Annotated in this window: 12 protein-coding genes; 9 read left to right on the forward strand and 3 right to left on the reverse strand. The window is 68.6% G+C overall.

Features of this window, described 5'->3' with window-relative positions; translation table 11 throughout:
* Window positions 1-12: 12 nt before the first annotated feature.
* From ACTHL9_RS05305 to ACTHL9_RS05315, 3 genes are all read left to right on the forward strand, one after another.
* Window positions 13-3,567: a proline dehydrogenase family protein gene (locus tag ACTHL9_RS05305; protein WP_440517814.1), complete on the forward strand. Its 3,555-nt coding sequence runs from the start codon at window positions 13-15 to the stop codon at window positions 3,565-3,567.
* Window positions 3,568-3,676: 109 nt separating this feature from the next.
* Window positions 3,677-4,324: a hypothetical protein gene (locus ACTHL9_RS05310; protein WP_440517804.1), complete on the forward strand. Its 648-nt coding sequence runs from the start codon at window positions 3,677-3,679 to the stop codon at window positions 4,322-4,324.
* Window positions 4,325-4,479: 155 nt separating this feature from the next.
* On the forward strand, window positions 4,480-5,076 hold the full coding sequence (locus ACTHL9_RS05315; RefSeq protein ID WP_440517805.1) for a TetR/AcrR family transcriptional regulator: 597 nt from the start codon (window positions 4,480-4,482) through the stop codon (window positions 5,074-5,076).
* 12 nt (window positions 5,077-5,088) lie between these two features.
* Here the strand turns inward: ACTHL9_RS05315 and ACTHL9_RS05320 are convergent, their stop codons facing one another.
* Window positions 5,089-6,756, reverse strand: coding sequence for a sensor histidine kinase (locus ACTHL9_RS05320; RefSeq protein WP_440517806.1), 1,668 nt, complete (start codon window positions 6,754-6,756; stop codon window positions 5,089-5,091).
* 60 nt (window positions 6,757-6,816) lie between these two features.
* Between ACTHL9_RS05320 and ACTHL9_RS05325 the strand changes: the two genes are divergently transcribed.
* The 4 genes from ACTHL9_RS05325 to ACTHL9_RS05340 are packed head-to-tail and all read left to right on the forward strand — an operon-like array spanning window position 6,817 to window position 10,621.
* Window positions 6,817-7,887, forward strand: coding sequence for a SpoIIE family protein phosphatase (locus ACTHL9_RS05325; protein WP_249336155.1), 1,071 nt, complete (start codon window positions 6,817-6,819; stop codon window positions 7,885-7,887).
* A 16-nt stretch (window positions 7,888-7,903) separates the two neighbouring features.
* Window positions 7,904-9,868, forward strand: a complete 1,965-nt coding sequence (locus ACTHL9_RS05330) for a glycosyltransferase (protein ID WP_440517807.1) — start codon at window positions 7,904-7,906, stop codon at window positions 9,866-9,868.
* Window positions 9,865-10,197, forward strand: coding sequence for an STAS domain-containing protein (locus tag ACTHL9_RS05335; protein ID WP_440517808.1), 333 nt, complete (start codon window positions 9,865-9,867; stop codon window positions 10,195-10,197). The genes ACTHL9_RS05330 and ACTHL9_RS05335 overlap by 4 nt, the downstream gene beginning before the upstream one ends.
* A complete protein-coding gene (locus ACTHL9_RS05340) occupies window positions 10,190-10,621 on the forward strand; it encodes an ATP-binding protein (RefSeq protein WP_440517809.1) in 432 nt (143 codons plus the stop codon). Before ACTHL9_RS05335 ends, ACTHL9_RS05340 begins: the two co-directional genes overlap by 8 nt.
* A gap of 51 nt (window positions 10,622-10,672) precedes the next feature.
* Here ACTHL9_RS05340 and ACTHL9_RS05345 read toward each other — a convergent pair whose 3' ends face one another.
* Window positions 10,673-11,395, reverse strand: a complete 723-nt coding sequence (locus ACTHL9_RS05345; RefSeq protein WP_440517810.1) for a LysR family substrate-binding domain-containing protein — start codon at window positions 11,393-11,395, stop codon at window positions 10,673-10,675.
* Between the two features lie 30 nt (window positions 11,396-11,425).
* On the opposite strand from ACTHL9_RS05345, the gene ACTHL9_RS05350 reads away from it, so the two are divergent.
* The gene (locus ACTHL9_RS05350; protein WP_440517811.1) at window positions 11,426-11,836 is read left to right on the forward strand and encodes a DUF5997 family protein; all 411 of its coding nucleotides are present in this window, start codon (window positions 11,426-11,428) and stop codon (window positions 11,834-11,836) included.
* A 26-nt stretch (window positions 11,837-11,862) separates the two neighbouring features.
* Here the strand turns inward: ACTHL9_RS05350 and ACTHL9_RS05355 are convergent, their stop codons facing one another.
* On the reverse strand, window positions 11,863-12,243 hold the full coding sequence (locus ACTHL9_RS05355) for a MarR family winged helix-turn-helix transcriptional regulator (RefSeq protein ID WP_440517812.1): 381 nt from the start codon (window positions 12,241-12,243) through the stop codon (window positions 11,863-11,865).
* An 87-nt stretch (window positions 12,244-12,330) separates the two neighbouring features.
* On the opposite strand from ACTHL9_RS05355, the gene ACTHL9_RS05360 reads away from it, so the two are divergent.
* A complete protein-coding gene (locus ACTHL9_RS05360; RefSeq protein WP_440517813.1) occupies window positions 12,331-13,818 on the forward strand; it encodes an MFS transporter in 1,488 nt (495 codons plus the stop codon).
* The last annotated feature ends 120 nt before the right edge of the window (window positions 13,819-13,938 follow it).

The following is a 13,938-nucleotide window of genomic DNA, read 5'->3' on the forward strand; positions in this document are numbered from 1 at the left end:
GGACCCAGCACGATGACGACCACGAGCCCCAGTGCCAGCCCCGACGAGGCCGCCAGCAGCGTTCGACCCCAGGACCTCGCGGACGAGGCCATCGACCAGGTGCGCCATTGGCTCGATGCCGCTGCGAAGATCCCGGTCGACTCCGCCGCCGCCCAGCTCGCCGCCGTCCTCAAGGACCCGCATGGGCTCGAGTTCACGGTGGGCTTCGTGGACGGAGTCGTGCGCCCTGAGGACCACGCCGTCGCGGCACGCAAGCTCCGCGAGCTCGCCCCGATGGCCCCGGCTTTCCTTCCCTGGCCGTTGCGGCAGGCCGTCCAGCTCGGGGGGACGTTGGCCCCGGTCGCTCCGGGCGTCGTCGTGCCCCTCGCGCGGCGGGTCCTGCGGGAGATGGTCAGCCACCTCATCATCGACGCGTCGGACGCCCGGCTGGGACCGGCGATCGCGAAGATCCGCAAGCCGGGCATCCGCCTCAACATGAACCTTCTCGGCGAGGCGATCCTTGGGAAGAACGAGGCCGAGCGCCGGCTCGAGGGAACCAAGCGCCTGCTGGCGCGCGATGACGTGGACTACGTCTCGATAAAGGTCTCCGCGACCGTTGCCCCGCACAACCACTGGGCTTTCGACGAGGCAGTCGCGGACATCGTGGAGTCCCTCACTCCCCTGTACCGGCTCGCGGCGGAACGCGGGAAGTTCATCAACCTCGACATGGAGGAGTACAAGGACCTCGGCCTCACGATGGAGGTCTTCACTCGGCTGCTCGAGCGCGAGGAGTTCCGCCAGCTCGAGGCGGGAATCGTGCTCCAGGCCTACCTCCCGGACTGCCTGGGCGCGATGATGCACCTTCAGGAGTGGGCAGCGAAGCGGGTGGCAGGGGGCGGCGCGCCCGTCAAGGTCCGCGTGGTCAAGGGCGCGAACCTTCCGATGGAGCACGTGGACGCCGAGATCCATGGGTGGCCCGTGGCAACGTGGGGGTCCAAGCGCCAGTCCGACACGTCATATCTCGCGGTTCTCGACTACGCGCTGCACCCGCACCGGCTCGCCAACGTCCGGATTGGCGTCGCGGGCCACAACCTCTTCGACATCGCGCTCGCGTGGCTCCTCGCCAAGGCGCGCGGGGTCGACGTGGCGGGTTCGCGCCTCGTCGAGTTCGAGATGCTTCTCGGCATGGCCTCGGCACAGGCCCAAGCGGTCCTGGCCGACGTGAAACACCTCCTGCTGTATACGCCGGTGGTGCATCCCGACGAGTTCGACGTGGCCATTGCCTACCTCATCCGCCGGCTCGAGGAGGGCGCGAGCCAGGACAACTTCATGAGCGCCGTCTTCGAGCTGGGCGCGAACGACGTGCTGTTCGAGCGCGAGAAGAAGCGCTTCCTCGCCTCCGTCGACGCGCTTGACCGGCCGCCGTTCGCCGGTGGCCAGATCCCGGGGCCGAATCGGCTTCAGGACCGGCGTGCCGAGCATCGGGGGCTGGGCGAGGCAGCGTACGACGACGCAGCCTCCTCAGGCGGCTCCCTCGGCTTCGCGAATACGCCGGACACCGACCCCGACCTTCCCGGCAACCGCGAGTGGGGCCGCGGGATCCTCGCGCGCGCCGAGCGCTCCCACCTCGGGAATGACACGGTGGAGCACCACACGATCGGAAGCCCGGGTGAGCTCGACGCCATCGTGGAGGCCGCCGTCGTCGCCGGTCGTTCGTGGGCGAGCCTCTCCGGGGCGGAGCGCGCGGAGGTGCTCGATCAGGCGGGCCGTTCGCTCGAACGGCACCGCGCGGACCTCCTCGAAGTCATGGCGAGCGAATGCGGGAAGACGCTCGACCAGGGGGACCCGGAGGTGTCCGAAGCGGTCGACTTCGCGCACTACTACGGGAGCCTGGCCCGAGAGCTCGACACGGTCGACGGCGCCGGCTTCATCCCGAGCCGGCTCACGGTTGTGACCCCTCCGTGGAACTTCCCCGTGGCCATCCCTGCCGGGTCGACGCTCGCGGCCCTCGCCGCGGGCTCGCCGGTGATCATCAAGCCGGCGAAGCAGGCGCGCCGCTCGGGCGCTGTCATGGTCGAGGCGATCTGGGAGGCGCTCGACGCTGCGGGCATCTCGCGGGACCTGCTGCAGTACGTCCAGCTCGAAGACCGCGCGCTGGGCAAGCAGCTCGTGGCCCACCCGGACGTCGAGCGTGTGATCCTCACTGGCGGCTACGAGACGGCCGAGCTGTTCCGGTCGTTCCGCAGCGACCTTCCGCTACTGGCGGAGACCTCGGGCAAGAACGCCATCATCGTCACGCCGAGCGCCGATCTGGACCTCGCCGCGCGGGACGTTGCGCAGTCGGCGTTCGGGCACGCCGGGCAGAAATGCTCGGCCGCGTCGCTCGTGGTGCTCGTCGGCTCGGTGGCACGCTCGAAGCGGTTCCGGAACCAGCTCGTGGATGCTGTGCAGTCGATGCACGTGGGGTATCCGTGGGACCCGCGGAGCCAGATGGGTCCCGTGATCGAACCGCCCGGGGACAAGCTCCGCCGCGGACTGACGCAGCTGGGCGACGGCGAGCACTGGGTCCTCGAACCGCGGCAGCTCGACGAGTCCGGCAAGCTGTGGAGCCCGGGCATCCGGGCCGGCGTGCAGCCGGGCTCGGAGTACCACCGCGTGGAGTACTTCGGTCCGATCCTCGGCGTCATGGCCGCCGCGACCCTCGAGGAGGCGGTGGCGCTCGTGAACGAGGTCGACTACGGGCTCACGTCGGGGCTGCATTCGCTCGACCGTGACGAGATCGAGTACTGGGCCCAGCATGTCGAGGCCGGGAACCTCTACGTGAACCGGGGGATCACCGGGGCGATTGTGCGCCGTCAGCCGTTCGGCGGATGGAAGAAGTCCGCCGTGGGGGCCGGTGCGAAGGCCGGCGGCCCGAACTACCTGATAGGCCTCGGCTCCTGGACTGACTGGCCCATGGAGCAGAAGTCCAGCCATCCTGTCGAGGGGGCTCCCGCAGAGCTGCTCGCCGCGGTGCGCGGCCAGCTTCACACCGACGACGCCGATTGGCTCGAAGCCGCGCTGCGTTCCGACGCGGAGGCCTGGGCCAACGAGTTCGGCATCGCTAAGGATGTCAGCGGCCTCGTCTGCGAGCGCAATCTGTTCCGCTACCGGGCTGTGCCTGTAACCATCCGATTCGAGGGGCAGACGTCGGAGCATGGAGTGGCCGAGCTCCTGCGGGTAGCGGCCGCGGGGCTGCGGGCAGGCTCCGAGCTGCTGGTGAGCACCGCCGTCGCCCTCCCCGGCGACGCGGGCGCGGTCCTGCAGCGGCACGGCGCCACCGTGGTGGTGGAGGACGACGCCGGGTGGCTGCGTCGCGCGGGCCGGACCCGTTCGGGGCGCATCCGGCTCATCTCGAGCCCGGTGGCACCGGCCAGCACGGAGCTGTCCTTGGCACTGGGCGGGACGCCGGACGTCGCGGTCTATCGGCACCCCGTCGTGGGCGCGGGTCGAGTGGAGCTGCTGCCGTTCTTGCGGGAGCAGGCGGTGTCGCTCACGGCGCATCGCTTCGGGAACCCGAACCCGGTGATGGAGGGTCTGACACTCTGAGACAGGACTTTTTCGGATCGTGACCTAGCGGTGACAAGAATTGTCATGCACGATGGAGAGGCAATCTCATATCAGCTAGGGGGACAACCGACACTCGGAGGTCACAACCATGTCCTGGCTCACCCGCACTGCCTCAAGCAAGCTCGCGATCGGAGCGTTGACGGCTGGCGCGCTCGTCGTGGGCGGAACGGGGGCGGCGGCGTTCGCCGTGCAAGGCGCCGTCCCTACCGCCGACGTCACAGCGACCGGGTCGCCCACCGCTTCACCCACCGACACCGCGACGGCGGCTCCGACCGAAACCTCGGAGCCCACCGAAACCTCTTCACCCACTCAGACGTCTGAACCCACGGAGACGTCTGAGCCCACGAGCACGGCGTCGCCCACGGATTCCTCAGAACCGACGGAGACGGCGTCGCCGACTCCGACCGAATCGTCCGAACCCTCAGAGACAGCGGAGGGTCCGGACGCCATGGGCCCCGCGGCCTTCGGACTCTGCAATGCCTTCGCCCACGGCGGCATCCCGACGTGGACGGCGCCGTACCGTGCTCTTGCAGCGGCGGCGGGCAGCCCGGCCAACATCCCGGCCTATTGCGGCACAGTGACCCCGGGCCAGTCCGCCCGGCATTCGGACGAGGGCAGCGAGGACTCGGCAGCGCCGGAGTCGCTCCGCCCGTCGCCGCATCCGGTGCCCGAACACGGCCAGAGCGGTTCGAACGGCCAGGGCAATTTGAACGGCCACGGTCGAGGCAACCACTGATCCGACTGAACATCTGATGGAGGGCCCGGGATTGGCGTCACGCCAGCCCGGGCCCTTCACACTCGAATTTGGATTGCCCACCCGACAACACTGACAAATCGCGGCCGTTTCCCTCTTGGGATTTTCCCTCTCGGATTTGCGGGTAACGAGGCAGCATGGATCAGGCGACGATCGGCTCCCGCAAGCGTGTCGGCGCACGCCAACGCATCCTTGACACATCGTTCGAGCTCTTCGCCCAGCGTGGGATCCGGGACGTGGGGGTGGACGAGCTCATCACCCGCTCAGGCGTTGCCAAGGCCACCTTCTACAAGCATTTCCACACCAAGGATGAGCTCGCCCTCGCCTACCTCCAGCGCTGGTACGAGGAGCGGAGCGCGGCCATCAACGACGCGGTCCGCCGCCACGGGGAGACCGACACCCCGGTTCTCCTCGTCGTCTTCGACGTCTTCGACGAATGGTTCCAGCAGGGCGTGGCCGAGGTCAGCTCCTTCCTCCACGTGATGATGGAGATGGGCCCCGACCACCCCCTGGGAAAGGCGAGCATCGACTACCTCGCCCGCACACGGGACCAGCTCGCGGACCTCGCGCGAGCCTCGGGGCTGAAGGAGCCGGAGGACTTCGCCTGGTCCTGCCACATCCTCCTCAAGGGCTCGATCGTCGCGGCAGCCGAGGGCGATCCCCGTGCAGCCGAGCGTGCACGGCACATGGCCGCCCTCCTCATCGAGGACCGCCGCCGTCGGCAGAACGGCTGAGCCGACCCGACCCTATTCGGTGAGCGGGATGCGCAGCGTGAAGACGCTCCCGACGCCCACCTCGCTGGCGACCTCGAGTCGCCCTCCGTGCTGTTCCGCCACCTCTTGAGCCAGCGCCAGGCCGAGCCCGGTTCCGGGAATGCCGGCGCGGCGCGCTGCGTCGGTGCGCTGGAATCGGGTGAAGATCCTCCCCAGATCCTCCGGCGCGATGCCGAGCCCCTGGTCCTCGATCCTGCACACCGCGCTTCTCCCATCGCGCTCCGCCGTCATGAGCACCGAGGTGCCTGTGTCGGAATATTTGAGCGCGTTGGAGACGAGGTTGTCGAGAATCCTCACGAGACCGGTTCGATCGCCGAGCACCGGCAGATCGTCGTCGGCCACGACCCGCAGCTCGATCCCGCGGCCCTCGGCCTCCGGCATCGCCGAGGCGGCGGCTTGCCTCAGCAGCCGCGCAAGATCGAGCCGGGTGCGCTGTGTTTCAACGGAGCTCCCCTCGACGGAGGCCGCGAGGATGTCATCGACCATCTTGCGCAGGTGCCGCGCGTTGCGGCTCATGACCTGAAGGTCAGCGCGGGCGGACGGGCCAAGAGACGTGTCGTCCTGAAGGAGTTCGGCGTAGCCCAGGAGGCTCGTGAGCGGAGTCCTGAACTCGTGGGACATCGCGGAGAGGAAGCTGTCCCGCGCCCGGACCGCCACAACCACCTCGGTCACGTCCGAGCAGGCCAAGACCATCCCTCCCCGATCCCCCGCGGCATCAAGGAACTCCCGTGCCGACACGGACACCATGCGGGCATCGGTGCCTCGGCCCAGCCGATAGAGCTCGTGGCTGATGGGGTCTCCCGCGAGGGCCCGGGCCACCGGCCTCTGCTCCAGGGGAAGGAGCTCGTCGCTGCCGTCGCGGTACAGGAGGACCTCGGAATCGTCGGCACCTGACGCTTCGTCGGGGAGACCAGCGAGGAAGAGCTGCCGCTGCTTCGCGTTCATGAAGACGTCCTTGCCGCTCGAGTCCACCACGAGCACCCCCACGTCGACGGTGTCGAGGATCGTGTCGAGCAGCCGCTCCCGGGTCTTGCTCTGTGCGAGGAGCTCCTCGACTCTCCGCTGCTGGGTCATGCCGCTGACGGTGAGCACGGACATCGCGATGGCCACGGCGAGCAGCATGAACGGGACCACGATCTCAGCCACAAGATTGTGGGGTGCCGTGGAGCCAACTGCGAGGAGCGGGGTCCAGACCATCAGGAGCGATCCGAGGGTGCTGACGGCGACGGCCAGGCGCGGACGGTACCCGGAGCCGGCAAGCCACATCACGGGGAACACGGCGAGCAGGCCGAGCCCCGAGAGCACTCCCTCGATCCCCGATCGAACGAGCGCAAGAGGGATGAAGTCCATCACCGGGACCAGGAGGATCGACCAGCCCGGCAGGCGGTTCCACGGCACGAGCAGGCACAGCCCGAGGATGAGGAGCGCCACGGCCTGCCCGGCGACGAATCCCGGGCGCTCCATGGCGGGGCGATCGGTGAAGAGGACGACGACGGCCACAAGCAGCAGAGTGACGTTGAGCGGAAGTTGGCTGATCACCACCCTCCTCCGCGCATCCAGCCTCTGGAAGCGATTCTGGGCATGCAGCAGTGCGTCGAGGACTCTCTCCACGTCGCCTCCCGTCACGTACGTGATATTCAACAGACAAGTCTGTGACATCGCGGGTCAGAAATGATTCAGTTAGCCATAGAAGGGAGTTCCATGTCAGGTCGAGCACTCATCATCGAGGACAATCCCGATATCCGACGTCTCCTCGAGGCGACGCTCACCCGTCAAGGGTTCGAGGCGACGAGCGCAGGCGCAGGATATCCTGCTTTGGAAACTGCACGGCGTATTACGCCTGACCTCATCACCCTCGACCTCGGCCTCCCCGATCTCGACGGCCTCGAGGTATGCCGCACACTGCGCCTCTTCAGCAACGCCTACATCCTCGTCGTCACAGCGCGCGCCGCCGAGGCGGACCGCCTCGAGGCGCTCGAGCGGGGTGCCGACGATGTTCTCGCGAAGCCCTTCAGCCCCCGCGAGCTCCAGGCGCGCGTCGAGGCCCTCTTCCGGAGGCCTCGGGCCGCGTCGCTCCCGGAGAGCGAGCTGCAGACCGCCGCGCGTGTCCAGCAGGGCCTTCTCCCGGAGCATGCCCCGAACGTTCCCGGGTACGACGTCGCCGGCGCGTGCCACCCGTCCCGCAGCGTCGGGGGGGACTTCTTCGACTGGGAGTCGGACGGCTCCTCCCTGGCGTTCACGCTGGCCGACGCCATGGGCAAGGGCATGGGCGCGGCCCTCGTTGCCGCCACCGCGCGGGCGGTCCTCCGGCCGGGCCGCCTCGAGCAGGGCCCAGGCGCGCTCGTTGGCACGGCGGCGCGGGCCCTCGAACCGGACCTCCTCCGGCTCGGATCCTTCGTCACGCTCCTGCACACCCGGCTCGACGCCTCAACCGGAGACTTCACGTATGTGGATGCCGGACACGGCCTCGGGCTGCTCATCCACCCGGACGGGATGTGGGAGCGGCTCACCACCTCGGGACCGCCGATCGGCCTCCTTCAGGGCGCGGAATGGACGGCTCACGACAGCCGCCTCGAGCCCGGCGGTGCCCTCGTGGCACTGAGCGACGGCCTCCTCGAGGCGTTCCCGCGCGTGGATACCGCCCTGAATGCGGCAGCTGCTGCGGTCCTTGAAGCCCCGGACGCCGACGCCGCGGTCCGCGCCATCATCGGCCTCGACACCACGAGCCAGGACGATACGACCGCCATCGTCGTCCGGCGCGCCGAGTCATGACGGAATTCGGTACCCAGTGACCCGCCTGATCATCCGAATCCTCGCCGCTCTCTCGGTCATCGCCGGATTGAATTACGTCGTCTGGCGATGGACGGCGTCGCTCAACTGGGACGCGTGGTGGATTGCCATTCCGCTCGTGCTCGCGGAGACCTATTCATTCATTGACGTCGCACTGTTCTCTCTGACCGTGTGGCGGATGTCGGAGCGCGAGGACCCGCCCGACGCACCGGCGGGCCTGAGCGTTGACGTCTTCATCACCACCTACAACGAGGAGCCGGAGCTCGTCCTCACCACGGCGCGGGCCGCCCTCGCCATCCACTATCCCCACCGCACGTGGGTGCTCGACGACGGCGCCCGCCCCGAGATGCGGGAGGCCGTCGAACGTCTCGGGGCCGGCTACCTCTCCCGCGGCGATGAATGGGTGGGCAAGCCGCGCCACGCAAAGGCGGGCAACCTCAACAACGCGCTGCACGAGACGACCGGCGAGTTCATTCTCATTCTCGACGCCGACCAAGTGCCGTACCCCGAAATCCTCGACCGCACCCTCGGCTACTTCAATGACCGAAAGGTCGCCTTCGTCCAGACTCCCCAGTACTTCGGCAACGTCCCGGACAGCGACCCGCTCGGGAGCCAGGCCCCGTTGTTCTATGGCCCGATCCAGCAAGGCAAGGACGGCTGGAATGCGGCCTTCTTCTGCGGGTCGAACGCCGTCCTCCGACGCGAGGCCCTCATGCAGCTTGGACTGACGAACTACGTGGCGGACACGGAGCGCCGAGTGGGCCGCGCCCTCGCCGTCGGCCAGCGGGTGGTGCGGCGCGCACGACGGCGGCCCGAGGCCGGCGATCCCAAGGTCGCCTCGCTGCTCAGCCGAGTCGAGGCCGCCATCAGCGAGGGCTCGCGCCGTCTCGCGGCCGGCGATTCGATCGGCGACGCCACGTACCGCGTGCAGGCCCACGTGGACGCCGCAGTCCGGACGCTGGTGGCGGAAGACCTCGCCGGCGTCTCCATCGACGTCGCGGCCCTTCGGGAAGAGCTCGGCATGGACAGCCCGTTCGACGAGGCGACCGAGGAACTCGACGAGGCCGTTGAACGCCTCGCCGCCCGCGATCTGTCCCCGCTCGGCGCGCTCGAATCGGTCAGGGCCGTTCTGGACGCGCTGAGCGTCGAGCGCGTGCATGAGGCGCAGCCCATCATGCCCCTCTCGACGATTTCCGTGACGGAGGACATGTCGACCTCGATGAGGCTGCATGCCTCGGGCTGGCGGAGCCTCTATCATCACGAGATCCTCGCCGTGGGCCTCGCCCCGGAGGATCTTCCGTCCATGCTGACCCAGCGCACAAGGTGGGCTCAGGGCACGGTGCAGGTCATGCTGCGGGAGAGCCCATTGCTGATGCGTGGCCTCTCGTGGGGTCAGCGCCTCATGTACTTCAACACGATGTGGAGCTACCTCTCGGGCTTCGCGGCCGTGGTGTACTTCGCCGGTCCGCTCGCCTACCTGCTCGCGGGCGTGCTGCCCGTCAACGCCATCAGCGTGGACTTCTTCGCCCGGTTCTTCCCCTTCATGCTGGTCAACCAGCTCATGTTCTGGGTCGCGGCCCAAGGGGCGAAAACATGGCGGGGGCAGCAGTACAACCTCGCGCTGTTCCCCACGTGGATCAAGGCGTGCACCACTGCGGCGGCCAACGTCTGGTTCGGGCGGCCGCTCGGCTTCGCGGTGACCCCGAAGGCGCGTCAGGAGGGCGGGCGTCCGCTGCGCCTGCTGTGGCCGCAGGCGATTGTCGCTGCGCTGCTGGTGATGGCCTGCGTTGTGGGCGTTGTCCGCTGGGTGCTCGGCCTCAATCAGGGTCTGGGCACGCTCGTCAATATCGCGTGGACAATCTTCGACTTTGCGCTGCTGAGCGTTTTGATCGGAGCCGCCAAATACCGCGGCTACGATCCTGCGGGGGAATCGGCCTTCCAAACGACCAAGGAGAAGAAATGAGATTCGCCGTCGAGGAGCGGGACGGGTACACGGAGGTGTCGGCCCAAGGCCGCCTCAATATGGTGGGTGCACCCCTGCTCAAGGCCACCGTCACCGATGCGATCGAGTCCGGTCACCGGCTCCTCGTCCTGAACCTGGGCGACACGGAGTTCATGGACTCGTCCGGGTTGGGCGCGCTCGTGGGCTGTCTCAAGGCCGCGCGGCAGGCGGGTGGCGACCTCCGGATCGCGAACGTCGGAGAACAGGTGGAGATGGTCCTCAAGCTCACGAGCATGGATCGGATCCTGACCCCGTACCGCCACGTTGAGGATGCGTACAAGGATGCCTGAGCTGCTCGCAGAGGGGCACGTCCGAGGACGCGCCACGGTCATGATCGTCGACGACGTCCAAGACGAGCTTGGACGCGTCTGGCAGACCGCCGACGTGATCTCCGCCGACGACCGGCTTCCCTTCGAACTTGCCGTCGTCGAAGTGGTCACGAACGCAGTGAAGCACGCGAAGTCGCCGTCGGGTGACGACATCGAACTCGATCTCGAGCTCGAGGTCCGCCCCGATCTCCTCCTCGCGCGGCTCTTCGAGCTCGGTGCCCAGCCGGTGATCCTTCCCGAGAACGCGGGCAGCATGCCTGATCCGGACTCGGAGGCCGGCCGCGGCCTCGCCCTGGCCCGCCAGCTTTTGACGACGATCACCTGCGAGCGGCGCGACGGGGCGAACGTCTGGACCCTGACGCGCAGGCCCAGCGAGGACGGCTAGCGAAGAGGACGGCGTTCAACGCGGAGGGAACATCCAAAGAGGGGGACAGGTCTAACGCGGACGACGGCGTCCGGCGCCGGGGCGACGGCCCTTCCCTGAGCTTGGGGCCCCCTTGCGCGGGGTGCCCTTCTTGGGGGCTTCCTTCCGGGCCGCTTCCCTCTGTGCTGCCGACCGATCGGACCTCCGCTGCTTCGCGGCCTCCCGTTGGTCGCGCTGCACCGACGCCTGGCGGGAGCTCGTTGCGGAGCGTCCCCGCACCACGCCGATGAATTCCTGGATGGCCTCGCTCTCGTTCTCACGCAGCCAGGCGACTCCTACCCCGTATTCGGGCACCCCGGTCACTGGTCGGTAGCGAAGCTCCTTGCGGTTGAAGTGGCGCACCACGCTCATCGGCAGGATCGCGAGTCCAGCCCCGCCTTCGACGAGGTCCAAGCGCTCGGAGGCGCCGCCGTCGTACTCGAAGAGCTCCTCCTCGATCTCGGCGAGGGGCACCTCGTCGAAGGCCTGGATCTCATGGCCCTTCGGGGCCACGACCACCGGCAGCTCCTCGTAGAGCGGGATGACGTGAAGGCCATCGGGGTCCACGGGAAGGCGCACGAAGGCAATGTCCGCGCGGCCGTCGCGGAGCACGGCGAGCTGTTCGCCGTCGTCGACCATCTGCGAGGCGAGGGGCGCCTCAGGGAACCGTTCCTCCCAGCGGTGGAACCACTTGCCCGGCGAGACGCCGGCGACGAACGCGACTCGCAGGGCCGGGACTGTGGGCTCGGAATCCATTCGTCAACCGTAGCCCAGTACCCTAGATCCATGACCTCCCGCAAGCCCCAGTCCATGAAGCCGGCCACCGCCGCGAAGAAGCTGGGCATCTACCTGCCCGCCACCCCGCCGGAGTTCCAGGCGGGCGAAGTGACGCGGGAGCAGCTGGACGAGCTCCAGTCGAATCCGCCGGAGTGGCTCGCGGAGCTGCGCCGGAACGGGCCGCATCCGCGACCAGTCGTCGCGCAGAAGCTCAACGTGACCATCAGTGGTCTCGCTCGAGGTGGAGTCAGCGAGGCGCTGACCACGCAGGAGATCAGCGATCTGCTTCAGAATCGTCCGCAGTGGCTCGTCGACGAGCGGGCGAACATGGCGGCCGTCCGCGACGAGCAGAAGCGCATCAGGGACGCGGCCGCCGAAAAGGCAACCAAGACCAAGGGCCAGTCCCGCCACTTCCACTGACCTGCGGGGCCGGGCGGGCCTTTGGGTCAGCCCGGGAGATTCGCCGCCAGAAGCTCGCGATGCGTCACGGCCGCCGTTTCGTGGAGCTTCGCTCCGGCATCCGTGAGCTCGACGAACAGGGAACGGCGGTCGTCCACGCAGGCCGCGCGGCGCACGTAACCGCCCTTCTCGAGACGGTCGACGATCTTCGAGAGGGCGCTCTGCGTCATCGGCGAATCCGCCGTGAGGTCCTTCATGCGGCACTTCTCGCTCGTGTGCTCCGCGAGCAGGTCCAGCGTTTCGAATTCGTTGAGTCCAATGCCGTGCCGAGCCGAGAGCTCGCGGTCCAAGGCGTTCGACGTCTTGAGATACGCACTCTGGATCGCCCGCCACTGTTCGACAAGCCGCGGCTCCGCCTCCGTTGACATGCCCACGAGTATACCGCGACCAGGAATCTAATTCCACATCATCCTTTTCCTTGTCATTGAATGATGTGTCATGTACTGTCCTTGTCTATGGCGCAAGACCTGACCTCTCTGACCGACTTGGCCACCCCGAAGACCTCCACCCTCCCGGCCGCCTCTTCGGCGGCCAGTACCCAACCGTGGAGCCGCGCCCAGTGGCTCCTCCTCGTGACCCTGTGCGTCGTGCTCGCACTCGACGGACTCGACGTCTCGATGGTCGGCGTCGCCCTCCCGTCCATCGGGCGGGAACTCGGCCTCGACACCGGCGCCCTGCAATGGATCGTCTCCGGGTACGTGCTCGGCTACGGGTCCCTCCTGATGCTCGGCGGGCGCATGGCCGACCTCCTCGGCCGCCGTCGGATCTTCCTCGCGGCACTCACCGTGTTCGCCGCCGCCTCGCTCCTGGGCGGCCTCGTGAGCGACCCGTCGCTGCTCATCGCCACGCGGTTCATCAAAGGCCTCGCTGCCGCCTTCACAGCGCCCACCGGCTTCTCGATCATCACCACGAACTTCGCCGAGGGCCGCGAGCGCAATCGGGCGATCTCCATCTACACCACGTTCGGCGCGAGCGGCTTCTCGCTCGGCCTCGTGGTCGGGGGCCTCATGACGGCGCTCAGCTGGCGGTGGACGTTCCTCTTCTCCGTCCCGATCGCCGCAGTCGCCGTGCTGCTGGGCCTCCGCTTCATCCCGCGGGACAAGCCGGCGGGCGACGGCGGGCACGACGCCTGGGGCGCCGTCACCCTTTCAGCAGGCATGCTGGGGCTCGTCTTCACGCTCGTTTCCGCGCCGGACGCCGGCTGGGGCTCTGCGCGGACGGTGGGCGGCTTCGCCGCATCAGCCTTGATCCTCGCCGCGTTCGCCTGGATTGAAACGCGCGTCAAGCACCCGCTCATTCGCTTCGGCATCCTGCGCGAGGGGTGGGTCGCGCGGGCGAACCTCTCCGCTGTCGCCCTCTTCGGCTCCTACCTGAGCTTCCAGTTCATCGTGACGCTGTACCTGCAGTCAGTTCTCGGCTGGGCACCGCTCGCGATGGCCCTCGCCCTGCTTCCCGCGGGCCTGATGGTGGCCGGGAGTGCGCCGTTCGCAAGCCGACTCATCGACCGCTTCGGCGCGACGCGGCTCGTCGTGGCAGGCTTGCTCTCGCTCTCGGTCGGCTATCTGCTGTTCCTCCGCATCGGCACACAGCCCGTCTATGCGACGGACATCCTCCCGTCCGTCCTGCTGCTCGGCGTCGGCTTCGCGCTCGGCTTCCCGTCCATCAACGTGCAGGCGACGGCCGGCATTCACAACGACGAGCAGGGGCTTGCGGCCGGCCTCATCCAGACGAGCACCCAAGTGGGTGCGGCGCTCGTCCTGGCGGTGACGACGGCGCTCGTCGGCCCTGGGGGCCACGGCGGGGGCCACGCCTCGGCGGCGGCGATGCTGGACGTCTTCCGCCCCGGCCTCGCCCTGAGCACGGCGGTGGCGATCGCCGGGCTGCTCATCGCGGTCGCACCCCGGTGGTGGCAGCTCCGCGAGCGCCGGCGCGCCAAGATCTGACCACGCGTCGAGTGAGAGGTGGGCCCGCGGCGGCGGGGGGGCGCGGGGGCCCCACACGCCCAGCGCGGGGGCCCCCCGCGCGGCAGTCCGGGTGGGGGGGGGTCCGGGTCGCCCACCGGG

This window comes from Sinomonas sp. (assembly GCF_051955515.1).
Taxonomy (GTDB): domain Bacteria; phylum Actinomycetota; class Actinomycetes; order Actinomycetales; family Micrococcaceae; genus Sinomonas.